The 23,822-nt window shown below is 64.7% G+C and carries 19 protein-coding genes and 1 pseudogene; 13 read left to right on the top strand and 7 right to left on the bottom strand.

Features of this window, described 5'->3' with window-relative positions:
- Positions 1-170: 170 nt before the first annotated feature.
- The 12 genes and pseudogenes from ACXZ1E_RS10255 (at position 171) to ACXZ1E_RS10310 (ending at position 15,994) form a co-directional block, all read left to right on the top strand.
- Positions 171-923, top strand: coding sequence for an SDR family NAD(P)-dependent oxidoreductase (locus tag ACXZ1E_RS10255; protein ID WP_458040412.1), 753 nt, complete (start codon positions 171-173; stop codon positions 921-923).
- 52 nt (positions 924-975) lie between these two features.
- Complete coding sequence (locus tag ACXZ1E_RS10260; RefSeq protein WP_458040413.1) at positions 976-1,866, top strand: SMP-30/gluconolactonase/LRE family protein; 891 nt, start codon at positions 976-978, stop codon at positions 1,864-1,866.
- Positions 1,867-2,059: 193 nt separating this feature from the next.
- Positions 2,060-3,079: a substrate-binding domain-containing protein gene (locus ACXZ1E_RS10265; protein ID WP_458040414.1), complete on the top strand. Its 1,020-nt coding sequence runs from the start codon at positions 2,060-2,062 to the stop codon at positions 3,077-3,079.
- Between the two features lie 125 nt (positions 3,080-3,204).
- A complete protein-coding gene (locus ACXZ1E_RS10270) occupies positions 3,205-4,695 on the top strand; it encodes a sugar ABC transporter ATP-binding protein (RefSeq protein WP_458040415.1) in 1,491 nt (496 codons plus the stop codon).
- A gap of 28 nt (positions 4,696-4,723) precedes the next feature.
- Positions 4,724-5,788, top strand: coding sequence for an ABC transporter permease (locus ACXZ1E_RS10275; protein WP_458040416.1), 1,065 nt, complete (start codon positions 4,724-4,726; stop codon positions 5,786-5,788).
- A 59-nt stretch (positions 5,789-5,847) separates the two neighbouring features.
- Complete coding sequence (locus ACXZ1E_RS10280) at positions 5,848-8,331, top strand: gluconate 2-dehydrogenase subunit 3 family protein (RefSeq protein ID WP_458040417.1); 2,484 nt, start codon at positions 5,848-5,850, stop codon at positions 8,329-8,331.
- Between the two features lies 1 nt (position 8,332).
- Positions 8,333-9,355, top strand: coding sequence for a zinc-dependent alcohol dehydrogenase (locus ACXZ1E_RS10285; protein WP_458040418.1), 1,023 nt, complete (start codon positions 8,333-8,335; stop codon positions 9,353-9,355).
- 1 nt (position 9,356) lies between these two features.
- Positions 9,357-10,127 carry an SDR family oxidoreductase gene (locus ACXZ1E_RS10290; RefSeq protein ID WP_458040419.1) on the top strand — a complete coding sequence of 257 codons (771 nt, stop codon included), beginning with the start codon at positions 9,357-9,359 and terminating at the stop codon, positions 10,125-10,127.
- Positions 10,124-10,747: a bifunctional 4-hydroxy-2-oxoglutarate aldolase/2-dehydro-3-deoxy-phosphogluconate aldolase gene (locus ACXZ1E_RS10295; protein WP_458040420.1), complete on the top strand. Its 624-nt coding sequence runs from the start codon at positions 10,124-10,126 to the stop codon at positions 10,745-10,747. Before ACXZ1E_RS10290 ends, ACXZ1E_RS10295 begins: the two co-directional genes overlap by 4 nt.
- Positions 10,744-11,715, top strand: a complete 972-nt coding sequence (locus tag ACXZ1E_RS10300; RefSeq protein ID WP_458040421.1) for a sugar kinase — start codon at positions 10,744-10,746, stop codon at positions 11,713-11,715. The genes ACXZ1E_RS10295 and ACXZ1E_RS10300 overlap by 4 nt, the downstream gene beginning before the upstream one ends.
- 363 nt (positions 11,716-12,078) lie before the next feature.
- Positions 12,079-12,679 (top strand): annotated as a pseudogene (locus tag ACXZ1E_RS10305) (integrase core domain-containing protein); the annotation flags it as partial.
- Positions 12,680-13,222: 543 nt separating this feature from the next.
- A complete protein-coding gene (locus ACXZ1E_RS10310; RefSeq protein WP_458040422.1) occupies positions 13,223-15,994 on the top strand; it encodes an AAA family ATPase in 2,772 nt (923 codons plus the stop codon).
- A gap of 47 nt (positions 15,995-16,041) precedes the next feature.
- Here the strand turns inward: ACXZ1E_RS10310 and ACXZ1E_RS10315 are convergent, their stop codons facing one another.
- From ACXZ1E_RS10315 to ACXZ1E_RS10325, 3 genes are all read right to left on the bottom strand, one after another.
- Positions 16,042-16,362 carry a hypothetical protein gene (locus ACXZ1E_RS10315; protein WP_458040423.1) on the bottom strand — a complete coding sequence of 107 codons (321 nt, stop codon included), beginning with the start codon at positions 16,360-16,362 and terminating at the stop codon, positions 16,042-16,044.
- 114 nt (positions 16,363-16,476) lie between these two features.
- The gene (locus ACXZ1E_RS10320) at positions 16,477-16,923 is read right to left on the bottom strand and encodes a single-stranded DNA-binding protein (protein WP_458040424.1); all 447 of its coding nucleotides are present in this window, start codon (positions 16,921-16,923) and stop codon (positions 16,477-16,479) included.
- A 37-nt stretch (positions 16,924-16,960) separates the two neighbouring features.
- Positions 16,961-17,440 (bottom strand): hypothetical protein, encoded by a 480-nt coding sequence (locus tag ACXZ1E_RS10325; protein WP_458040425.1) that lies wholly within the window; start codon positions 17,438-17,440, stop codon positions 16,961-16,963.
- A gap of 77 nt (positions 17,441-17,517) precedes the next feature.
- Here ACXZ1E_RS10325 and ACXZ1E_RS10330 point away from each other — a divergent pair, with 77 nt between their 5' ends.
- Positions 17,518-17,772 carry a hypothetical protein gene (locus tag ACXZ1E_RS10330; protein WP_458040426.1) on the top strand — a complete coding sequence of 85 codons (255 nt, stop codon included), beginning with the start codon at positions 17,518-17,520 and terminating at the stop codon, positions 17,770-17,772.
- Between the two features lie 53 nt (positions 17,773-17,825).
- On the opposite strand, the gene ACXZ1E_RS10335 is transcribed toward ACXZ1E_RS10330, so the two are convergent.
- The 4 genes from ACXZ1E_RS10335 to ACXZ1E_RS10350 are packed head-to-tail and all read right to left on the bottom strand — an operon-like array spanning position 17,826 to position 23,813.
- A complete protein-coding gene (locus tag ACXZ1E_RS10335; RefSeq protein WP_458351943.1) occupies positions 17,826-19,631 on the bottom strand; it encodes a type IV secretory system conjugative DNA transfer family protein in 1,806 nt (601 codons plus the stop codon).
- Between the two features lie 20 nt (positions 19,632-19,651).
- Positions 19,652-20,920, bottom strand: a complete 1,269-nt coding sequence (locus tag ACXZ1E_RS10340; protein WP_458040428.1) for an AAA family ATPase — start codon at positions 20,918-20,920, stop codon at positions 19,652-19,654.
- Complete coding sequence (locus ACXZ1E_RS10345; RefSeq protein ID WP_458040429.1) at positions 20,917-22,509, bottom strand: hypothetical protein; 1,593 nt, start codon at positions 22,507-22,509, stop codon at positions 20,917-20,919. Before ACXZ1E_RS10345 ends, ACXZ1E_RS10340 begins: the two co-directional genes overlap by 4 nt.
- Positions 22,509-23,813 (bottom strand): SCO6880 family protein, encoded by a 1,305-nt coding sequence (locus ACXZ1E_RS10350; protein WP_458042915.1) that lies wholly within the window; start codon positions 23,811-23,813, stop codon positions 22,509-22,511. The genes ACXZ1E_RS10345 and ACXZ1E_RS10350 overlap by 1 nt, the downstream gene beginning before the upstream one ends.
- Positions 23,814-23,822: the final 9 nt, after the last annotated feature.

A 23,822-nucleotide genomic window follows, 5' to 3' on the forward strand; every position in this document is an offset into this window, starting at 1 on the left:
ACCGTTCGGGCAGCACGGCCTCTTGCAGTCGCGGGCAATCGCAGATCTTGCTCTCGCGATTCGCTCCCGCGCATTGCGAGGGGCCGTGCGCCAGCCGCACGCACTCCGTGTGGTTACGCAGTCGCTCTTGGGTGCAGCTCGTACCCCTCTAGTCATTGGATAAGGACAACGTGAAACTGACCGGAAAAACGGCGATCGTCACGGGCGGAGCTTCGGGGATCGGGCGCGCGTCCGCCATCGCACTCGCGGCAGAAGGAGCCAGTGTCGCCGTCAGCGATGTCGATACGGCCGGTGCCGAGGAAACGGCGGAGCTGATCCAGCAGGCGGGCGGCAACGCGATCGCCGTCCGTTGTGACGTCTCGCAGGAGGACGACGCGCGTCGGCTCATCCAGGAGACCGTCGCGGCCTTTGGCGGCGTGAACGTTCTGTTCAACAACGCGGGCATCAATCCCATGGAGGGCAACGTCGTCGACCTGCCGACCAGCGAGTGGCGGCGAATCTTCTCGATCAACGTCGACGGCATCTTCTTCTGCTCGCGCTTCGCCATCCCTGAGATGCGGCGCGGAGGAGGCGGGCGCATCATCAACACCGCGTCGCCGAGCTCGTTTCTCGGCTGGCCGGACAACGCGGCCTACATCGCCTCGAAAGGGGCAGTGATGTCCCTCACCCGCGCCATGGCGATGGACCATGCTCGGGAGAACATCACTGTGAACGCTCTCGTCCCAGGACTCATCATGACCGGTATCGGGCGGAGCTTTCTCGCTGCCCAGGCTGATCCGGATGCAGCCGAAAGCGGCAACCCCATCGGGCGGGCGGGGCTGCCAACCGAGATCGCGCCGTTGGTCGTGTTCCTCGCGAGCGACGACTCCAGCTTCTCGACCGGGGCGCCCTTCTACGCCGATGGAGGACAAATTGCGAGCTAACGCGCCGGCGCGCCATGCGAGGGCGGTGTCTGGGGGAGCGCCTGAGAGACGGATGGCCGACCTGATCGAACCGATGTCGCGTCTCGAGAGTGTGGCGAGCGGATTCGGCTTCACTGAGGGTCCCGTTTGGATGCCGGATCAGTCGCTGTTGTTCAGTGACATGCCTCACGACAAGCGGCGGCGTTGGCGCGAATACGAAGGGGTGACGATCGAACGCGCTGAGAGCGACAAGTGCAACGGGATGACGATTGACAATGGCGGCGCATTGATCGTGTGTGAGCACTCGACGAGCAGAGTCGTGCGTGAGGCCGCCGATGGCTCGCGCACCGTGCTCGCCGAACGCTGGGAAGGTCGTGAGCTGAACAGCCCGAACGACGTGATCGTCGCGAGCGATGGCGCGGTACTGTTCACTGATCCCGTGTACGGCCGGATGCCCGTCTTCGGCGTCGAACGCGACTTGGAGCTCGAATTCCGCGGCGTGTACCGCGTAACGCGCGCTGGCGAACTGCAGCTTCTGGCCGCGGACTTCGGGCAGCCGAATGGCCTCTGCTTGTCACCGGACGAGTCGCGACTGTACGTCGGTGATACCGAGCGCGCGCACATCCGTTCCTTCCAGTACGACGCGAACGGAGCCCTGTCGGACGACCGCGTCTTCGCATCCGGGATCAGCGCCGTCAGCGACAACTCCGACGGCTTCGTCGACGGCATGAAGGTTGACGAACTCGGCAACCTGTACGTGACCGGCCCCGAGGGGATCTGGATCTTCGACCCGGCGGGGAACCGGATAGGCACGATCGAGGTTCCGGAGAAGGTCTCCAACCTCAACTGGGGCGATTCCGATTGGCGAACGCTGTACATCACGGCCTCGACATCGGTGTATCGAGTTCGAACCAAGGTGAGGGGAAATCAGCTGGGATACATGCGCGCCGGCCGGAGCCAGTAGACCCTACGTGCACGTCACGCGGACGACTTCAACGAGGAACGCACGGCGTGCGTCGGGGGTCCGCGTTCCCGAAGATCCTCGTAGCGGTCAAGGGTAGCTCGCCATCGCGCGAACGTAGGTACCCCCTTGCCTGCATCATCCGGACAGTTCGACCGAGCTGTTCCCAACCTGATTCACGAAGAGGTGCATCACCATGAAAACAAGCAAGCTCATCGCAGTATCCGCCGTGTCGGCCGTCGTCGTAGCCTTGGCTGGCTGCGCATCGGGGGCTGTGGGCGGCGCGGCAGAAGAAACCTCCGCGCCGGTGGGGTTCGCCCAGCGCAACTTTGAGAGTGACTGGTGGGCCGCTCAGTCCGAGGGGGCGCGGGTCGCGGCGGCCGAAGAGGGCATCGAACTGCTCGAGTCCGATGCCAAGGGTGATCCGATCGTCCAGAACTCCGACGTGCAGACCTTCATCACCAAGGGTGTGGGAGCCGTCATCATCAACCCCGCCGACCCGAGGGGCGTTGCTAGCTCCGTCACCGCGCTGAAGCAAGCGAACATTCCGTTGATTGCGGTCAACTCGAACCTCGATGAATCGCTCGCATCGAGCGCTTATTGCTACGTCGCCGAAGACCAGGAGGCGACCGCTGCCGGGGTCGGGGCCGAACTCGCCGAGGTGATGAAGTCACGTAACGCCGGCCCCGACCCCGTCAAGGCGGTGATGGTGGGCGGCTTCCCCGGAGAGATTGTGACCGAGCTTCGTACCTCCGGATTCACGAGCGGCTATGAGTCGGTTCCTGGCGCACCTGACCTTGACATGCTGCCGACGGTCTTCGGCGAGTGGACGGCCGATGGCGCCCTCGCGCCGTTGCGGGAGGTCGCGACGGCGAACCCTGATCTGCAGCTGCTGTTCGTCGCGAGCGACTCAATGCTCCCGTCCGTCCAGTCAGCGTTGACGAGCATGGGGATTTGGGACACGGCAGTGATCGGAACCTACGACGGCGCCATGTCCACCGTGCAGTTCATGATCGACAACCCCGATGGTCCGATCTTCGCGGACGGCGCAAACAGTCCGGACGTGCAAGGTCAAGTGGCCGTCGAGATGGCGAAGGCCGCCATCGAGGGCGTTCCCCAAAGCGAGTCCTGCCCCGGGGGCATCAAGTACATTGACACACCGCTCTACACCCCTGGCAACGCCGCGGAGTTCCTCAAAGAGAACGCCAAGTTCTGAGACTGCCGCCGAGTCGTCTGACACTCAGCGAGGAGGGAATGACGATGGGAACTGATTCGAGATCAGGATCCGATCCGATTGGTCAGGAGGGTCGACGCGGCGATCCGTTGTTGCGGCTCGTCGGGGTGTCGAAGAGTTACCCGGGTGTGCGGGCGCTCGACGGCATCGATCTCGACATCTGGGCTGGCGAGTGTCACGCGATGCTGGGTCAGAATGGCGCGGGGAAGTCGACGCTGGTCAAGATTATGTCCGGAATCGAGGCTCCGAGCGAAGGGGAGTTGTACCTCGAGGGCGCGCGGGTGCGATTCTCTCGCCCGATCGACGCGCAGCAGGCCGGCATCTACACGATCCATCAAGAACTCAGCCTTGCGCCGGCTCTGACTGTGGCCGAGAACGTGTACATCTCCGACTTGCCGCGGAACAAGCTGGGCGTCATCAACTGGAATGCCGTACGCCGCAACGCCGCGGCCGCCGTCCGAAACCTTGGTTTCGACATCCCTGTCGACACCCCAGTAGGGATGCTTTCGATGGCCGAGCAGCAGGTGGTTGAGATCGCGAAGGCTGTGCATCACAAGGCCCGAGTGCTCCTGCTGGACGAGCCCACGGCGACGCTACCGCAGCCCGATGTCGATCGACTCTTCGAAGTCGTTGACAAGCTGCGCTCCGAGGGCGTCGCCGTGGTGTTCATCTCGCACAGGCTCGATGAGGTCTACCGGTTGTGCGATCGAATCTCGGTGATGCGGGACGGGCGCCGGATACAGACCAGATCGGTCTCCGAACTCGCCCCTGACGCCGCGGTTCGCTCGATGGTGGGTGAGAGTCTCGTCGACGATCTCCTGGGGCAGATCACGAGTGGAACTCGCCGCCGGATCAATCCCAAGGCCGTCTCCAGAGACGCGCCGGCGATCGTTGACGTGCGCGGCCTCAGCGACTCGAATCTGCTGCGTGACATCTCGCTGACCGTCAAGGTGGGCGAGGCGGTCGCGGTCACGGGGTTGGTGGGCAGCGGGCAGTCCGAGCTCGGTGCAGCGCTCTTCGGCAGCAGGGCGCGCACAGCTGGTGAGATCCAAGTCAACACGACTCATCGGCTGCGGGGCCGCGCGCCGCGCGAAGCGATCGGCGCGGGGCTCGGCATGATCCCCGAAGACCGAAAGTCTCAAGGGCTCGTGCTCGACATGACGGTCAAGGCAAACATCTCGTTGGCCAGCCTCGGGTCGATCAATCGGTTCGGCATTCGACAAGGTGGGAAGGAATCGGACATCGCCGACGAGATGATCCGCGAGCTCGGCATCAAGGTGCGGGACGCTGAGCAGGTCGTGGGGACGCTGAGCGGCGGCAACCAGCAGAAGGTCGTGTTCGCCAAATGGATCGCCGCCGGCGCCGACGTCCTCATCATCAACGAGCCGACCCGTGGCGTCGACGTCTCGGCCAAGGAGAGCATCTACGACGGCATAGCCAGGTATCTCGCGGAGGGCGGATCGGTGCTGCTGCTCACGTCCGAGCTGAGCGAGGCGCTCATGGCCGACCGCATCTACGTCATGCAGAACGGACGGCTGACCGACTCCTTCGAGCACGAGATGACGGATCTAGATCATCTATTGGGTCTACTGCGGTAGGTCATGTCAGAGAACGGAATCATCCAAAATGATTGACACACTCAAGAACCGCGATGAGCAGCTCACTGCGCCTGCTTCCGACCCGCAGCAGGCCTTTCGCTTACGCGTGCGGCGCCTGTTCACGGGGTCGTACGTCCCGATTCTGTTGGCTCTCGTGGTGGTCATGATTATCGGCTCGTTCGCGTCGCCGTATTTTCTCACCGGCCGGAACCTCCAGAACATCATCCTCACGGGTGCCATCGTCTCGATCCTCGCGATCGGACAGTTCATGGTCATCGTCACTGCGGGAATCGACTTGTCGGTCGGCGCGATCGCCGCCCTCGCGACGGTCTTCTCGGCGTGGATCCTGGCCCATGGCGGCTCGCTCCTCGTAGCGATCGGCGGCGCCCTGGTCATCTGCGCCGGGGTTGGCGTGCTCAACGGCCTGGCGGTCGTCTTCGGGCGAATCACCCCGTTCATCGCGACGCTCGGCATGCTGAGCATCATCCAGGGCATCTCGTTCTTCGTGCAGGGCGGTTCGCTTATCGCGATAACGAACCAGGAGTTCATCAGTCTGTTCAACGGCCAGGTACTCGGCATCTCATCGCCCACCGTCCTGCTCATCATCGTCACGATCGTCGCGGCGCTGGTAATGCGATACACCATCTTCGGGCGACAGCAGTACGCCATTGGCGGCAACAGTCATGCGGCGCTGCTCTCGGGGCTCCCGGTTCGCAGGAACGTCATCCTTGCCTATTCGATCTCAGGGTTCTTGGCCGGTCTCGCCGGTTTGATCCTCGCCGCACAGCTCTCGGGTGGCAGCGCGTTGGCAGGTCAGAACTACGCGCTCGACTCGATCGCCGCGGCCGTGGTCGGTGGGGCCGCGCTCTTCGGCGGCAAAGGGAATCCCGTGAGCGCCGTGCTCGGGGCACTGCTCATCGGGACCATCGCCAACATCATGAACCTTCGAAATGTGCAGGCGGAGGGTCAGCTCGTCATTCAGGGCGTCCTCGTGCTGCTCGCGGTGTATCTCACGTCGGGCGGTTCGAAGGATATCTCGCGCGGGTTCAGCACGTTGTTCAGACGGCGCAACTACGCGCAGATCTCGAACTGAACGCCCGGAACCATCTTCGAAGCATGCATCAACGGCTCAAATAGTAGGGAGAAACAACAATGAGTAGAACATCACGGTATGCGCGGAAGCCGGAGAAGGTTGACGTGGTGATCGTCGGGGCTGGTGCGACGGGCGGAACGGTGGCAAAGGTGCTCACCGAGAAGGGGCTGTCCGTGGTCGGCCTCGAGCGCGGCCCGTGGTTGACGCCGAAGGACTTCTCGTTCGACGAGATCAAGTACCTCGGACGCAACTACCTGCACCCCGATGTGCGTATCAAGCCGAGGACCCGTCGCCCGGACGAGAACACTAAGGCCGAGATTTTTCCGTTCTCTCCACTCCCGCAGCAGGTAGGTGGCGGGACGGTGCACTGGAATGCGTGGATGCCGCGCCCCCGTCCCTCCGACTTCCGGCAATTGACCATTCACGGCGAGGTCGAGGGCGCCAGTCTCGCGGACTGGCCGTTCACCTATGACGATATCGAGCCCTACCTCACGAAGGTCGAGTGGGCGTTCGGCACGAGCGGTCTCGATCGTGAGAGCCCATATGAGGTGCGCCGCAGTCGCCCATATCCCACGCCCCCGCCGCCCGTCACGGCGTTCGGACGGAAGTTCTACGAGGCGTGTGACCGCCTCGGTATCGACGCCGCACCTGTACCGCAAGGTCTCGTGACGCGCGAGCACAACGGACGCCCGCCCGCGCAGTGCACGGGTTTCTGGAACCTTTATGGTGACCCGGGGCTGAGCAAATCGACGACGCTTACGAGCTTCATTCCCGAAGCGCTCGCCACAGGCCTCTATGAGTTGCGGGCCGACAGTTACGTGACGCGGGTGAACGTGGGTCGGGACGGGCGCGCGAAGAGTGTCACCTACCTTGATCCCGAGGGTCGCGAGGTCGAGCAAGAAGCCGAGATCGTCGTGTTGTGCTCGACCGCGATCGAGTCCGCGCGCTTGCTGCTGCTGTCGACGTCGACACTGTTTCCGGACGGTCTTGCAAACAGCAGCGGCCTTGTCGGTCGCAATGCGACGTTCCACGAGTATTGCTACGCCACGGGCCTATTCGACAACTTGGTGAACGACCCTCTGTACGGCTGGACTGGCTATTACCTGAACGGGGGATCGTTCCAGTTCTACGAATCGGACGCGTCACGAGGGCACATCAACGGATCGTTCATCACGGCGTCTGGGACGTTGCAGCCCATCAACTGGTCGATGCCCGACCGCCCATTGTGGGGTCAGGCCATGAAGAACGCGGACCGCGACTACTTCAACTACGCGATGAAGATCGGGATGATCCTGCACGACATGCCGCGGCACACGAACCGGGTCGATCTCGACCCCGACGTTCAAGACGCGTGGGGCATACCTGTTCCACGTATCACCTACACCAGCCACCCGAACGACATCGCGATGGCGAACTGGCAGGTGGCCAAGAATGCCGAGATCCTTGAGGCCGCGGGTGCCTCGCGCATCCACACCGTCGGTCTCGCCGACATGATTCCCGGTACCACGACTCACCAGCACGGTACGGCCCGTATGGGCACGGACCCGTCGAAATCGGTGCTCAACGGCTGGGGCCAGGCACACGATGTCGACAACCTGTTCGTGCTCGACGGCAGCGGGTTCCCGACGTCGACCGGAGTCAACCCCACGCCGCTGATGATGGCGAACGCATGGCGCTGTGCCGAGCACATTGCCGCCACGCCCGGCATCGGACGGCGCCGCGCCGACCGCGCTGCCGGACGTGCGCGCCCCTATGTGCCCTTGGACGGCGGCCGCCTGCCAAGTGACGAGGTGCATCCTGCCAGCAAGGCTGCGTGGAGCAACGACATCCCGCCCATTGACCCGGATTCCACTGAGAGGCTGTTCTTCAGCGATCACGAGTGGGACACGATCGAGGCTGCGACGGCGCGGGTCATGCCCACGGATCACGATGCGGGAGCGAAGGAGGCCGGGGTTACGCTCTTCATCGACAGGTACCTGTCGGGCATTGATTACATTTACGCCTCTGCTGACGGGTCGGGCTTCCTCGCGATGAGCGGCAAGGAGGCCGACGCGTGGCGGGGGAGGATCGCCGAGCTTCAAGCGACGTACCACGAGGGGGTACGCGAGCTCGATCGCCTCAGCCGCGAGGCATACGGAGTCGAGTTCGTCGCGCTCGACGAACAGCAGCAAGACGAGGTGCTCGTGGCGCTTTCGGGCGCGCCGAAACCTGAGTCCACGGTGCTCGGCGACGAGGTCGCCTGGGTCCCGGCGGGGGCAGCGGCATCCGATCGTGGGGCGTCAGACAACGGGTCTGACTTCTTCTCTGCCCTCCTGCTGCACACACGACAGGGGTACTACGGCGACCCTGTCTACGGCGGAAACCGCAATCGCGTGGGCTGGGACGTGGTCGGTTTCGATGGGCCGAAGTCGCTCGAAGACACAACGAACGGCGTATTCAACGTCGAGAAGTACATGCTCGGCGAGATGGAGTGGCCGTACAAGTGGCCGGCCTCCGATGCGTCAGAGGGAGCAGGCGCGGCCCTGGACGGGCGAGGGGAATGAGATGACGACTGTCACGTATGTGGGACATGGCGCGATAGACATACGCCCGAGCGAGCCGACGGAGCCGGGTGCCGGAGAGGTGCAGCTCGCGGTCGCGTACACGGGCATCTGTGGGACCGATCTGCACATCCTGCGCGGTCATATGGACCATAGGTCGCCCACTGTCATTGGTCACGAGATGAGCGGCAACGTGTCGGCGGTGGGTGAGGGGGTCGACGGTTTCGAGCTCGGTGATGGCGTAACGGTCATGCCCCTCGCGTGGTGCGGTGAGTGTCGTGCCTGCCGTGACGGCCACAACCATGTATGCCAAAATCTCGAGTTCGTCGGCATTGACTCACCTGGTGCGATGCAAACCAGGTGGAACGTGCCGGCGAACCTGGTCATCCCCTTGCCCGCCGGAATCTCACTTCGCGATGCCGCGCTGGTCGAGCCCGTAGCCGTGGCCGTCCACGATGTCACTCGCTCGCGGCTCACGGCAGGCGAGCGGGCCGTGATCATCGGCGGCGGGCCGATCGGCGCATTGATCGGGGTAGTAGCACGCGACCTCGGAGCCGAGGTTCTCGTGATCGAAGTGGATCGTGAGAGGCAGGCGAACATCGCGGCACTCGGGTTCTCCACGATCAATCCACTCGATGTCGATCAGGTGGAATGGGTGGAGAGGTGGAGCGACGGCGACGGGGCGGATGTCGTGTTCGAGGTCTCGGGATCCGCGCACGGCATTCTGGTGGCCACCTCGCTCTCCCGTGTACGAGGCAGAGTGGTGGTCGTTGGCATCCACGCGCATGCTCAACCACTCGACCTGCCGCGCGTGTTCTGGCGCGAACTCGAGATCCTCGGCGCACGTGTCTACACACGTGACGACTTCGTCCAAGCCATTCAGCTGATTTCTGAGGGAACGGTTCCGGTCGACGCGATCGTCTCGCGGGTTGTTCCCCTCGAGAACACTATGGAGGCTTTCGAGGCTCTTGAATCGGGCAAAGCGATGAAGATCCTCATCGACTGCCAGGCATCGGAAGGGGTGTGACATGCACGCGACTCAGATCGAACTGTTCGACCTCAGTGGGAAGCGTGCCGTCGTCACGGGCGGGAACCGGGGCATCGGGCTGGAGATCGCCTGCGCGCTCGCGACTGCCGGAGCTGACATCGCGTGCGTCAGCACAAACATGCAGGGCCCGGAAAGCGAGGCGGCCAGGCGGGTACGTGAGACCGGCCAGGCGTTCGAGTCGTATACGGCCGATTTCTCGGATCGAGCAAGCGTCTACCGGGTGCTCGAGGAACTGCGCGCCGACGAAGTCGACATCCTCGTGAATAACGCGGGCACCATCCGCCGCCAACCCGCCGTCGAGCACAGCGATGAGTACTGGGATGAGGTAATCGCCGTGAATCTCACGTCACAGTTCGTGCTAACACGGGCGATTGGAGAGCTCATGCTGGCGCGCGCCCGGGGGAAGATCATCTTCACGGCGTCGCTGCTGAGCTTCCAAGGGGGCGTCTTCGTTCCGGGCTATACCGCGGCGAAGTCGGGGATCGCCGGACTGACCAAGGCGCTCGCGAACGAGTGGGCCGCCCGGGGCGTGAACGTGAACGCGATCGCGCCGGGTTACATCGCGACTAACAATACGGCTGCGTTGCGCGCTGACGTCGAGCGCAGTGCGGAGATCTTGTCGCGCATCCCCGCCGCGCGATGGGGCAAGCCGTCCGATCTGCAGGGTGCGGCAGTGTTCTTGGCCGCACCGGCATCCGACTACGTGAACGGGGTGACCCTGCCCGTCGATGGCGGCTGGCTCGGGCGATGAGTATCGACACCGCTCTCGGCGAGATCATCCCGATCGTGGTCATCGACGACGCCGCGCACGCCGATCCTCTCGCCGACGCGCTCATCGCGGGAGGCATCCGCTGCGCGGAGGTCACGCTGCGCACCCCAGCGGCGTTCGATGTAATCCGGGCGCTCGCGCGACGCGACAGCTTCACGGTTGGAGCTGGAACGGTCTTGTCCGCGGACGATGTGGCGCTCGCGGTCGACGCCGGGGCACGGTTCCTGGTGAGTCCAGGGCTGGACATGTATGTGCTCGCCGCGGCTGTGGCGGCCGGGACGCCTTACATTCCGGGTGTGGCTACAGCGACGGAAGTTCAGCGGGCCGCCCGTGCAGGCATCGCGCGCATGAAGCTGTTCCCGGCTCAGCAGCTCGGCGGGACGGCGGTGATCGACGCTCTCGCCGGTCCGTTCGCGGGGGTGACGTTCATGCCGAGCGGTGGAGTGGATCAGTTCAACGCGGCGGAGTACCTCTCGAAATCGTCGGTGTTTGCGGTCAGCTCGAGCTGGATCGCACCGCGCGCGCTGATCGCCCAGGGCGATTTCGACGAGATCCGTCACCGCTGTACCGCGTTTGTTGCGTCGGGGCGGAGGCCCGTGTGAGTGCCGCGGGCACGTCCGCCGCCCCTCGCACCGGCGGCGTGGTGACGTTCGGCGAGACGATGGGCCTGTTCGTTTCGACCAACCCGGGACCGCTCGCGCACGCGGGCACCGCTCGCCTGGGCATCGGGGGCGCCGAGAGCAATGTGGCCATCGCACTTCGGCGGCTTGGGGTCCATACCACGTGGGTCGGGCGGCGGGGTGACGACAGTGTTGGAGACCTGGTCGAGCGGGAGCTGCGCGCAGAGGGGCTCGAGGTCATCGCGATCCGGGATCCTGCACAGACCGGCCTGATGATCAAGGAACGACGCAGCGAGAGTGCCTTGCGTGTCTGGTACTACCGGGCGCAGAGCGCAGGAAGCAGGCTCGCGCCCGGGGACATCCCCGAAGGCCTCATCGAGCGCTCGGCGCTCCTCCACGTCACCGGCATCACGCCCGCACTCTCGGCCACGGCCAGGGACGCGACATTCGAGGCGGTCTTCCGCGCGAAGACGGCGGGGGTGCCCGTGTCGTTCGATATCAATTTCCGCTCGCGGCTGTGGTCCCAGGACCAAGCCTGTGAAACCCTCGCAGCGCTCGCTGCAGCATCGGACCTGGTCTTCGCGGGCGACGAGGAAGCGCGGATCATCGTCGATGGCACGGGTGAGGTCGAGCTCGCTCGTGCCATCCGCGAGTTGGGGCCGCGTCAGGTGGTGATCAAGCTGGGCGCGCGCGGGTGTTTCGCGGCCATCGACGACGAGGAGTTCACGGTCGCGGCCGTTCCTGCGAACGTCGTCGACTCGGTCGGCGCCGGCGACGCGTTTGTGGCCGGGTATCTCGCTGAGTTCCTCGCGGGCGAGGACCCGCGTACGCGACTGGCCACCGCCGTTCGTGCGGGGGCTTTCGCCTGCGAGACGGCGGGCGACTGGGAGGGCATGCCGTTTCGCGAGGAGCTGTCGTTGCTCGGCGCGAGTGAGCCCGTCCTGCGCTGAGGCACGCGATGACCGGTGAGCACGGCTCAGCCGAGCCGCAGTCCCCCACCGCGACCGTGTCGGCGGCCGGGGCTAGTCTGGGCGCTTGGTCTCGTTCGCCGACAAGCCGCTGCTCGGGCAGCTGCCGTCGAAGAATGGGAGGCATTCCTCGCCGACGATCCACCCGAGGTCGGGGTGCGCCCCGTGCTGCGGAAGAAGACGTCGTCGGCGCCCGGAACCGCCTCTGCCGAGGCGCTCGACGTCGCGCTCTTTCGGCTAGATCGACGGCCGGCTCGCGTCGACGACTACGTCGCGCAGGCCTTCACGCCGCGACGGTCCCGCAGTCCGTCCGGACTGATCAATCAATAGCATCCGCAGTAGTTCTGGCGTGAGGAAGGCCTCCGCGTCTCCCAGCGGCGGCGGCGCAAACGCGTCGGATCCTCGAGGGTCGACGCCGACGGCGGACGCGCCGAACGTGGTGTGGGCGGTGGACTTCCAGTTCGACGCGGACGAACAGGGACGACCAATCAAGATCTGCTCCATCGTTGACGAGCACACCCGCGAATGCATCGGTGGGCTCGTCGAACGGTCGATCACCGCCGACCGGCTCACCGCCCACCTCGAAGACCTCGTTGCCGTGCGCGGCGCCCCAGCCGTGCTCAGGTCGGACAACGGTCCGGAGTTCATCAGCGACGCGACGGCCGACTGGGCCGGCACCCGCACCGGCCTCAGCTACATCCCGCCCGCCTCGCCCTGGCACAACGGGTACGTCGAGTCGTTCAACAGCAGGATCCACGACGAGTGTCTCAACATCAACAGCTTCTACTCGCTGCTGCACGCGCAGGTCGTGATCGGCGACTGGAAGACCGAATACGACCACGATCGCCGCCACTCATCCGTCGGCTACCTCGCACCCCTCGACTGCGCTCGGCAATGCACGCATCAAATCGAAACCGACGACGCACACACCGCCCGGACCGGCTGAAGGGGGCGGCCCAGTCCGACCGTGTGGCTGCACAGGCTTGCTCAGGGCGCTCGCCACCACCCGGGCACGCTGGGTACCTTCAAACCGGCGACAACGACGATGTTGATCACGCGAGTGTGAGGTGAAAAGAGTGTCCGCATGGGGATCGTCATACGGAACGCTCCTGCGGCACAGCCAGGACACGCGATCGCGCGGAGTACGGCGTGCGTATGGGGTGCCCGCAAGGAATCCCACGCAAGCGGCCCTATTCGGAACGGGAGGGCTGCTAGTCGACTGTGCAGAGGCCTCCGTCCGCTAGACCGCAGAGTCGGCACAGCGCGACCGTCGGAAATACGCGCTCTAATGTGCTGACCTTCGTCCCGCCTCGCCACCTCGGGACCTACCGAACATCGGTAATCGAATGTGCGACCATGGCGGCGACAAGCCAACGAAGCAAGACAGCTACAAGAACAGCGATCAAGACAACTGCCAAGAACAGCGATGCACGCAGGCACTTTCTGTGTAACGCTGTCGCGATTTAACATATTCACATAGCCTTGCGTCATGAGAGGTGGGCTCGAGCGCTGGAAGCGGGGCGTCGACTCCGGCGGAGTTCGACAGGCGGTCGCCTACGCATTCGAGGGCACGTGTGACTCGCATCTCGTTGCGCCGCGCGGCGCTGGCGCGCTCGCCGGGTACTCCTCCGCGGCATCTGTAACCCGACTCGCTGTCGAGGCCGGACAGATCCGCGAGGACACTCTCGACCAGACCTGGCTTCGTAGGTGGGTGAATGGCGAAGACCCCGCGACGGGGGAGCGGCGGGGACGTGACCTCCAGTCGCCCGACGCTGATCTCGTACTCGACGGGACGATCAACGCACCGAAGTCGTTCAGCCTCGCGTCACTGATTCATCCCGAGCTCGCAATCGAGTTTGAGGCGCTGCAGGACCGCCTTCGTGACCGCATCGTCACGACCTGGCAGCTTGAACTCAATGCGCGGCGGGGGGCGGGCGGCAGCATCCGCGAGGATCTGCATCGCATCGAAGTCGTCGAGTTGCGCCACCGGCGGTCGCGGGCACTCGACCCGCATATCCACCGCCACCTGTGGCTGAACGTCAAGGTGGAGGGGATGGACGGAAAGTGGTCGAATGTCGACTCGCGGGTCGCGATGAAGCTACACACGGTCATCAACGCAGAGGGTGAGATCGCCGCACGAACCGACCCCGCTTGGATCGCCGCGCTCGCCCGCCACGGATACACGCTCGATGAGCACGGCGAGATCGCTCAGCTCGCTCATGCCGTGAGGCCGATGTCGCGCCGATCGAACCAGATCGAGACGAACCGGCAGGTGAAGACTGCGGAGTGGCGCGCCGCGCACCCAGGACAGGAGCCATCCCACGACGTTGTCGCAGCCATCGATCGGTGGGCGTGGGCGCAAGGACGCCCGAACAAACCCGACGACATTGATGAGGATGACTGGGAGCAGCGCGTCCGCGACGAGCTTGCCTCGCTCGATCCCGCGCTGCTCGGCTTTCGGCCGCCTGCTGAGCCGCACCACGTCGTGATCGCAGACCTCGACCGAGATCTGCTCGCGCGCATGGCGGTGGTGGATGCGGACAATCGGTCTGCGAGTTGTGGTGGGCGGTTCAGCCTGTTCGATGTTCGTGCGGGCGCGATGCGCGCGGTGGCAGCATCCGGCGTCATCGCTGACCGCCAACTGCTTGAGCACGTGATCGACGATGTCGTCGCGCGAGCCGTTCGCGACGTTGTGGATCTGCTGGATGACCGTGCAGCTGTCCCGTCCCACGTGAAGGGCTTCATGGCGGTTACGACGGCTGCTCTCAAGACCGACCTCGCCGACCAGTTCGAGGGCCTCTCCGAGCAGGGCGCGAGGGTTCCGCTCGAAGTCGTCCGAGACATATCGACGACCGTTCTACCCGAAGGACGTGAGCTCGACACGGGTCAACTCCACGCTGCCTCGGCGATCGCCGGAACGGATCGGCTGGTTGCGGTCACCGGTCCCGCCGGCACTGGCAAGACGACCATGCTCGTGTCGGCAAAGAGAGCCCTCGAGCGGCAGCGCAGGTCCATGCTCGTAGTCGCGCCGACGAAGAAGGCCGCGAGTGTGGCCGCCCACGAGATCGGTGCAAGTGCATCGAGCTTGCACGCTCTGCTGCTCGACTACGGATGGCGCTGGCATACCGACGCCGCAGGCGCTGAGCAATGGCGGCAACTCGCTGTGGGCGACACGGACGCGACGGGGCAGGTCTACGGCGGGCCCCGCCGATTCCGTATGACGGCCGGCGATCGGATCGTCGTAGATGAGGCCGGCATGGTCGACTTACGCGTAGCGAACGCACTCGCATCCGTCGCCGCTCAGACCGGCGCCGGAATCGCGATGGTCGGTGACCATCTACAAGCTCGCCCCGTCGGACACTCGGGTGCCATGGCCATCATGGTGCGACGCTCGACCGCAGCCGTCGAACTCACCGCGGTACATCGCTTCCGCGATCCCACCTATGCCGCGCTGACGCTCCGCATGCGCGAGCCACGGACGAAGGATGACGCCCTCGATGTCGCGCGTGAGCTGGATGCCCGCGGGCTAATCCGTCGCGCCGCGAACGAGGGGGAGGCGGAGCGGATCATGATTGACGAGTACTTCGCCTGGGCGTCCGCAGGAAGGCGCGTGGCGCTCGTGACAGCGAGGAACGCCGAAGCTCAGACGATCAACGAAGCTATCCAACAGCGACGGGTGCACCAGGGGGAACTCGACTCGGCGCGCGCCGTCATTGGCAGGGATGATCAGTGGTTGTTGGAGGGCGATATTGTCCAGACGCGACGGAACGACAAGGGCCTGGGAGTTGAAAATCGCTCGATGTGGACCGTTGGTCGCATCGAGCCGGAAGGAGTCCGGCTCGTGAGTGTTACTGACTCTGGCGATACTCGACTTGTCCCTCTCGACTATGTCGCTGAGCACGTGCACCTCGCCTACGCGTCAACGGTCCATGGCGTCCAAGGCGAGAGTACGGACGCCGCGATCGTTGGTCCAGGTGTCGACGCGGCTGGCATGTACGTCGGAATGACAAGAGGCCGAGCGGTGAACTCCGTGATTGCCCTCGCGACCGATAGGGACGCATCCGAAGATGTAGCGGACAGGATGATGCGCCATTCCATTGAACCCACGATGGAAGAAAGCCGGCAGGCGGCGTGGCTCGAGCTTGGCCGGGCAGCGACCACGCTGCGGGAAGGTATCGAGCAGGGCACAAGGCCGCAGATCATGAAGTCCGACCCGATCGTCTCGTCGGTGCCGACTCACGGCGGACCCTCACTGAGCTAACGACTAGCCAAGCTCACGGCACGAGATGCTCGCCGCGGCGGACGGGATCACTCCACGCGGTCGACGGCCGATGCCCAGACCCAAACGCGTTGATCTTTGCCGTCCAACAGAAACTTGACCTGCACGGCCCGAGGCGTCCAGGCGACCGCATCTCCTTCGATCTGCGAGGCGATCGCGCCGAATCGGACCCAGGCGCGCACGCGCCGTGGTTGAGGATCGGTGGTCACCGGGTAGAGGTCGAAGCGTAGCTCGCGCTCGGTGAGTGCCTGAATCGGATATCTTGCCGCGAGCTGGTCGAGGATCTTCTGGTTCATGCGCTCGTCGATCTGGGCGGCATATCGACGATTCGTGCCCACGATTCCTCCCATCGAACATATGTTCTAAATGGTACGACTCATGGAAGTCGTCACGAACCCCCATCCGTGACATGCAGTAGCGGGCGGGAGTAACGTAACTCCCGCCCGCTCTGTCTTTGCGGATGGTCAGCGAGCGAACCCTGCGCCGGTGTGCGAAACCGGTGTGGCTTCCGGCCCCGGAGCGTGAGCTACGGGGCCGTTAGCTTTAGGGGATCGCTCGACCTCGACGCCGGCGAACTTCAGCGACGCTCCGACGTTGTCCGCGACGATGTCCCGCGCTTCTCGGGTCGCGCCGCTTTCGCGATCGGTATAGGTGGAGAACCGCAGGTCGCCAGCAACGAGCACGGCATCACCCTTACGCAGCGAGTCGGCGACGTGCCGTGCTTGGCTGTTGAAGACGACGACGCGGTGGAAGACCGAGCCCGCGTCTTCCCACTCCCCGCTCTGCTCGTTGCGGCGACGGTCGTTGACCGCGACGCTGAACCGCGCGTAGTCGGTGCCGTTGTCGGCGGTGCCGCGCTCGGGGTCACCAGTGAGGTTGCCCTCGATGGTGACCGGTATTCGTGTGGACATGGTGTTCGTTCCTTTCTGTCATGCACCGGTCGGTGCGTCATGGCGCGTGAGACTGGCGTGTCCACGCATCCCATTCCTGCTCGTCGGTCGCGGACGACCATGAGCGAGGCTTTTGCGGCTGGTGCCCGTGAGTACAGCCGCCCGCGTAGGCCTGCCGCCAGCGGCCGCGCGCCTGCGCGAGCCGCTCGTGCCACCCGACGGGCCCGTAACCGCTGTCGCTTGCATCGAACGACGCACGATGGGCGGTGTGCAGTGCGGAGAGTTCCTCCACGAGCGCTCCGTGTTTCCACCAGCAGTCCGGGATGCTGGTCACGGGGATGTCGTATCGGATCGTCAGCCACTCGACCCAGTCGCGCAGGGCTCGCCACGCGTCGGCCGCCTGCGCGTCGGGTAGCTCCTTCCAATCAACGACAGCGGCACCTAGGGGCGCCGAGCTTCCGCGTCGGTCGTCCGGATCCCATTCGGCGAGTTCGGCGGCGAGCATCGCCTCGTATGCCGCGTCGGTCTCATCGCTCACGCCGCGCCTCCCATCGCGCGCAACTTGCGTCGCAGGTGAAGAAGTGCCGAGAGGGATGCAGTCCGTCGGTCACGATGATGCGCCAACACCCTGTCGCGGTCGAGCAGTCGATGCAGCAGTTCGTGGCAGTAGGGGTGAACAGCGACGAGGTCCGAGTGCGCTTCCTGCGCGCGCCAGCCGCCATCGGTGCGCTCGACGCCGGAGTAGTCGAGATGGTGCAGTTCCAGCGTTCGGGCGGTGCCGTCAACAAGGCATGCTGCGCAGGCGACGGTGCCCGTTCGGCGCTGTTCGTCTCTGAACCACTGGTCGCGACGGGCGAACCAAGCGGGTGAGCGCAGATACCCACGGCGGTAGGAGTTGATGCGGCGGGGTTTCCGGATGTTGCTCATGGTTCCGGGGTCTCGTTCGCGGCGGGTCCCGTCGCTCGCGCGAGGTCCTCGGCAAACACGGCGCGTTGTTCACGTTCCGTTTCGCGCTTGCCGGCGCTGACCGCTCGCGCGTCAGTGCGCTTGTCCCATCCGGCGAGGTCGAGGAGCACGCCTCGGCGGTTGCGGTAGGCGAGGAGGCCGACGGTCTGAGGCATCCGTCGAATCTCGTCCACTGTCATGAGGGGCAGTCGGTCGTGCTGCTCGCTCGTGTTCACGCCGGCTTGGCTGCTGCTCCAGGATAGCTGGGTGCGGCGGCGTTCCCGTGAGCCCAGGATCGCTTCGATGTCGCGCAGGTGGTCGACTTGCGCTGCGCCACCGAGAAGGATCTTGGCTGTTGCGGCGGACCAGATCGTGTCTGCCTCGGCCCGTGACCACGCGGTTTCTGCTTGGGAGAGTGCCTGCAACACGACGAAGGTGCAGATGCCGCGACCGCCGCCGTCGGCCATCGTGCGTGGCAGGTTCGCCCACCGGAACATGTTGGCGATCTCGTCGAGGATCAAACCGAGAGGTTGTGCGAGTCGCGAACTGGGGGATGCGAGCGCTTTGCGCCGGGCCACTTCGACAACATCGTCGAGAAGGGCACCGAGAAACCCGCCCATCGCGGCGGACCCCGACGATGAGCCGATCAAGTACAGCGTGTTTTCGCCGGTCAGGAACTCGTCGGCATCGAAGCGCAGATCGTCGGATCGCGGAGAGAGTGCTTCACGAATCTGCGGCACCGCCAACGGTGCGACGGCATTCTGCACGCCGAACCACGTTGATGACACGAGTCGCTCGTCACCCGAGACAAGGGCTTCCAAGCTGTCGCCCCACCCGGGCGCTCCGTCGGACCGCAGGACTTCGACGGCCGACCGTGCGAGGGATGGGCTCGTGCCCCAGTCGTAGAGGTCGGCGATTGACCGTCCGCCGACCGCCCCGGCGTGGAGCAGGCGGGAGAGGACAATGGTGGATGCCTGGGCCCATTCACCGTTCGTCGTTGACGCTCCGAGTGCGGTGCCTGTGATGATCGCCGAACCACGCTGGAGAGCCACGAGCGGGTCTTCACATCCCGCGAAAGGGCTGATTCTCATGGCTTCACGAATGCCCGACAGGCCCTGAGGGTCGAAGACGCTGACGGCACCGCGGCGCTGACGCATCTTCATCGTGGCGGTGAGGTTATCGTTCGTCGTTGAGGTGGTGATCAGCGGACCCGACCAGTCGAGGATCGCGGAGATGAGGACGCGGTATCCCTTGCCCGAGCGGGGCGGACCCTCGAGCGCGACGGAATCTTCGATAGACACGTAGACGTCCATGCCTCGAGATGAACCGACCCGCCAGCCCACGTCTACGGGGCTGGGCTGGGCGATTTCGGGTCGCAACTGCGGGGCGCGGCGCAGAACAGCCCGCGCGGAGAGGTGCCTCCGGATCTCGGATGCGGGGGCGAATCCGGGTCGACTCTGCAGATCGTTGATGAAGTAGCGATCCGACTGCCGGTATCGCGAGTACGCGACGCCGCCCCATGCCAACAGGAACGCGAGTACAAGCACCAGCGCGAGATCCGCGACTCTGATCGCCGGCACCGGCAGGGCGCATCCGTCGATCGTGTACGCCCCCGTATCGCCGGAAATTGCAAGCCACAACCCCGACAAGAAACCGGTGGGAGTCGGTCGCGCGCCGCAGAAGATATGTGTGACTGCCTCGGCAGCGAACGCTAATCCGATGTTGAGCAGGATGACGGCGGCGATGCCGATCGCCGCGATCTTGGGCCAAATGCCGTCGCTCACCATGAGTGGATGCCTGTTCTCTACAGCTGCTCCGCGACCGACGCGGCCGTGCGCACCCATGCGCGTTGAGTTGCGGGGCGAAGTGCGTCGAAGCGCAGCGGTCCGGATTTGAGTGCAGGGTCGAACGGGATGACGTGTACAGCGCGGACGAGGTCGCTGAATCCATCGACGATGGGCCGAATCTCAGACGCGGTTGCACGCTCCGAAAGCGTGACTACCACGACGGCGTTTCGTGCGAGCTCTGCCGAGTGGTCATCGCGACCCGAGAGCGCTTCGAGTAGCAGGGCAGCCGATTCCGCTGACTCTCGTGCCGCGATCGTGGGGATGACGAGTTGGTAGGAGGCGTCGACCATCCTGAGCCAGCGCTCGGCGGACTCGTCGTTACCAGAGTCGAAAACGACCATCCGGAAGTACCGCGCGGCGACGCGCATGAGCAGATCGAACTCGGTGCTTTCGATTCGCTGCCGGGCGGCGAGAAGCTCGGGGTTGGAACGCAGCACGTCGTACCGGTCTTGCGTCTGGTGGTGGACGTAGTTGGCGATGTCAGAGATTGGTGCGTCGGGCGAGAGTAGCCAGTCGGCGGCGGGCAGCAGGTCTTGCACGGTCGAGTCGTAGCGTCCGCTTTCGGTGCGCCAGCCGAGGGTCCCTCGTGTGTCGTTGTTGTCCCATGCGAGCACGGGACCGCCGCCGTAGCGGGCGAAAACGGCGGAGAGCATCGCGGTGGTCATCGTCTTGCCGACGCCGCCTTTGCCGTTGGCGACCGCTATCGTGCGGCATCCGGCCCAATGTTGGGCGACCGCTCGCTGGTCGGCCTCGCGCCGCAGGTCCTCTGCAGAGGGACGAACGGTGATGCCGAGACGGGCGAGGACAGCTCGCCATCCGGTTGACGGAGAGGTCTCGGTCTCCTCGTTGATGGTGATGAAGGACCGGCGTTCTGTGCGAGCAGCGCGGCGCGTAGTGGGGTGTTCGCTATCGCTCGCAACATCGCCGCCGGTCGCGACATCAGTCGCATCCTCGGCGGATTCCTCGACGGGTTCGCCCACGTTGACCCCCTCTACGCTGCCATCTGTATGGATGAGTAGGCGATGATCGCCGCGGTCGCCGGAGGTGACCAGTTCAAGCTCCGAGTCCGCTACCTGCGCTTCGGCGATCGCGCGACGGACGATCGATGCACGGATGTCTTCTGCCGGAGCCGCGTGAATGCTCTCGGTGTTTCCATCGATAGATATGAACTCCGCGGTATCGCCGCTCACGTTGGCGAAGACGAGCGGTCTGGTGGCGATGGTCATCCTGTCTCCTTATCGGTAGTCAGCCAACCGGCGAGGTCGGTGCCGTCTTCGGTCGGCCAGACGTCATCTAGCGGTATCGGCACTATCAGCTCGTCGGGTCCGGCGAGTTCGGCGACGGGGAGCATGGCATCGTCCGTCTTGAACAGGTCGTACTCCCACTCGGTGGATGTGGCGAAGCAGTCGACGAGGTAGGAGTACTGGCCGACGTAGGCCAGGAACTCGCCTTTCCGGAGTTGTCGAGCCATGTCCACGTGCGCGGTCGGCATCTGGAGACGGTCTCGCAGGCTCGCGTGTTCTTGGTGGTTGACGCGGAAGACGAACTTGTTCTCGATGTCTCCCACAATCGAGTAGGCGAGATTTCGTTCCTGCGAGTCGGCATCGCCCACAGCGTCAAGGTCGCCCATCTTGTGCAGGATGACGATGTTGCTGATGCCGTAGTGGCGTGAGAGCTTGAGCCACTGCTGGTACATCTGGAGAGCAGCGAGCGAGGTCATGTCGCGCCAGCCTTCTTCACGGACGACGTACCGCGTGCGTTTCGCGTCGCGATCGGAGATGACTGCCTGAACCCACGAGGTTGTGCATACCTGGGTGAGCTGCGCGACGAGGTCGCCACGGGCGAACAGTTCGGAGGTGTCGACGACGACGAGCGGAGATGCATCGTCGAACTGCACGGTGGATTCATCCTCGAACAGACCTGATAGGTCGCCTTCCACGAAGCGGCGCAACACGAATCGAGGTTGTGAGGCTGCGGCGCTGAGCTCAGGCTCGTCGGAGAGTTCGCCCGCACCGATCCGGGCGAGCTGACGGTACACCTCCCGAAGCGTCGGCTCGTCGCCCGTGGCCGTGATCGCGCGTTCGAGAGCGAGGTGGATGCACGCGTGTTCGACCGCAGACAGCTTGGCGCCGCCGACCGCCATCTCGACGAGTGAGACCAGCGTCGCGATGCGGCGCTGGCGCACCATCTGCTCGTGCTGCTCATCACTGCTTCCCGTGCGCCGAGGGCCGCGATCGAGCGGATTAAGTCGCGCGCCTGTCGCTCCGCCAAGCCTGATGACGGTGCCTGCGACAGCCTCGGCAACGACCACCCATTCGCCTTTCGGATCTGAGGGGACCACAGCTTGGTGTCCGAAAGGGATGGAGCGGGTGATTAGTGACTTGATCGTTGAACTCTTGCCCGACCGGTACGACCCCAGCACCAAGACGTTGGTAGAGAAAGATCCGCGCTCGGTGGGATCGGCGTAGGCCTCCCATGGTGAGAAGTGCCAGAGCGCGTCCGCATTGAGGTCGACGCCGACAATCGGGCCGCGGTGTCCCAATCCCGCGTCCGCGACAAAGGGATAGATTCCAGCGAGGTGCTGGGACGTTGCCTGGTGGGCCGGGACCGCGGGAGTGGACAGATTCCAGTAGCCCCCTTCGGTGAGTCCCGGACCGAAGGGACCTGGTACCGCTGGCTCCGGTAGCGCGCGGTCCCGTTTTGAAGTTCTGGTCGGCTGCGATTCCTGCATTCGTGCGGCGATCTCGCGCTGCACCGCTCGGCGCTCGGCACGCGTCTGACCGGCGGGGGAGACGACGAAGGTTCGGCGGGCCATTACTTCATCCCCAGCCCGAGCGGCAGCGCGTTCACGAGGAGAGCCTCGGCCTGCTGGCAGTAGAGGATCTGTGCCTCCATGCCTGCCCGCGAAAGTGCGTTGCGGGCGCCTGCGATCGATTGTTCGAGAGCATTCTCGTCGTCTGCCGTCACGGTCAGGTAGGCGCCATAGCGGAACTCGCCGTGACCAGCGACGAGTTCGTCCTCCTGCTTCTCGAGGGCGAGCCAATCCGCTTCGTCAGCGGCGGAGCCGTCAGCGCCACGCTTGGCGCGCAACCTTTCGTTGCCCCGCCAGACCTTCTTCTCTTCGCGGATGCGCTTGAGCGCTTTGTTCACGGGCACCGGGGTCAAAACGATAGAGAAGATGTGCGTCACGGCTTCGCCAGTCACGGGATGACGCGCGAAGACGAGAGGCGAGATGAACCCCACCGCGGCATCGGACCGAGGCCATTCATGTACCCACATCGTGGTGTGAATTCCCGAGTCTGTGATGACGACGCCGTTCTTGCCGCGCGGCTCTTCGAGGTACATCGGACCGATTGCGTTCAATGCGACACCGGTGTTCTCGGCGTCACGGTTCTGCACCGTGGACAGAAACTCCGGATCGAACGCGGTACGAGCCAGGCTCGCGATGTCTCTCGGCGATAGCCACCGTCGTACGGTGATGCGGGCTGAGCGTAGGGCGTCGGAGATGTTGCTGGCCTCGACATGAGCTAGTGCCTGGATCGCGGATTTGCCTCCACCGAGCGCGCGAACCTGCGGGCCGAGCGCGACGAGGTCAAACGTCAGCGTCAGATAGTTGCGGTGGGCGACGGCGAAGCGCTCCGAAGCATCCATCACCCGCCGATAGTTCGTTGTCACGTCTGCGTCGTCGTCGATGCCCGCACGATGCGCGCTCGTCTCGAAGTGTTCGCGGCCCGCTCGGATCGTGGTGGGCGTTGTACGTTCTTGCAGCGTCACGCGTTTGACGCCTACGCGCTGTGTGAACGTGGCGAGTACCTGAGCCCACTGTTGTGCGAGGTCGTGGCGGTCGGCGGTGTCCTTCATGAGGAATCCCTGCACCTCGAGTTCCGCCGTTACCGACACCGATCGGTCGTGCGGGTTGTAGACGCAGGCGAGCCCGTCGACGTCCCACATCTGCACGGACGCGCGCGTGCCGGGCAGGTTGAGTGTTCCTTCGAGCTGGACGCGTTCTGGACGGTAGGCGTGGGTCGTAGCGCCTGCGGAGTGCCGTAGTTGTTTCGAGAGCCACAGTCCCAGCATCCGGGGCGCGGAGATACCCCGCACGGTCGTCACGGCGACCAGTCCTAGATG

It is taken from the genome of Pacificispira sp. HM-600 (genome assembly GCF_977993705.1).

Bases quoted from the DNA above. Each gene is read 5' to 3' on its own strand.
- ACXZ1E_RS10260 (WP_458040413.1), top strand. From the start codon at position 976: ATGGCCGACCTGATCGAACCGATGTCGCGTCTCGAGAGTGTGGCGAGC.
- ACXZ1E_RS10265 (WP_458040414.1), top strand. From the start codon at position 2,060: ATGAAAACAAGCAAGCTCATCGCAGTATCCGCCGTGTCGGCCGTCGTC.
- ACXZ1E_RS10275 (WP_458040416.1), top strand. From the start codon at position 4,724: ATGATTGACACACTCAAGAACCGCGATGAGCAGCTCACTGCGCCTGCT.
- ACXZ1E_RS10280 (WP_458040417.1), top strand. From the start codon at position 5,848: ATGAGTAGAACATCACGGTATGCGCGGAAGCCGGAGAAGGTTGACGTG.
- ACXZ1E_RS10285 (WP_458040418.1), top strand. From the start codon at position 8,333: ATGACGACTGTCACGTATGTGGGACATGGCGCGATAGACATACGCCCG.
- ACXZ1E_RS10290 (WP_458040419.1), top strand. From the start codon at position 9,357: ATGCACGCGACTCAGATCGAACTGTTCGACCTCAGTGGGAAGCGTGCC.
- ACXZ1E_RS10295 (WP_458040420.1), top strand. From the start codon at position 10,124: ATGAGTATCGACACCGCTCTCGGCGAGATCATCCCGATCGTGGTCATC.
- ACXZ1E_RS10310 (WP_458040422.1), top strand. From the start codon at position 13,223: ATGAGAGGTGGGCTCGAGCGCTGGAAGCGGGGCGTCGACTCCGGCGGA.
- ACXZ1E_RS10315 (WP_458040423.1), bottom strand. From the start codon at position 16,362: ATGGGAGGAATCGTGGGCACGAATCGTCGATATGCCGCCCAGATCGAC.
- ACXZ1E_RS10320 (WP_458040424.1), bottom strand. From the start codon at position 16,923: ATGTCCACACGAATACCGGTCACCATCGAGGGCAACCTCACTGGTGAC.
- ACXZ1E_RS10330 (WP_458040426.1), top strand. From the start codon at position 17,518: ATGCGCCAACACCCTGTCGCGGTCGAGCAGTCGATGCAGCAGTTCGTG.
- ACXZ1E_RS10340 (WP_458040428.1), bottom strand. From the start codon at position 20,920: ATGACCATCGCCACCAGACCGCTCGTCTTCGCCAACGTGAGCGGCGAT.
- ACXZ1E_RS10345 (WP_458040429.1), bottom strand. From the start codon at position 22,509: ATGGCCCGCCGAACCTTCGTCGTCTCCCCCGCCGGTCAGACGCGTGCC.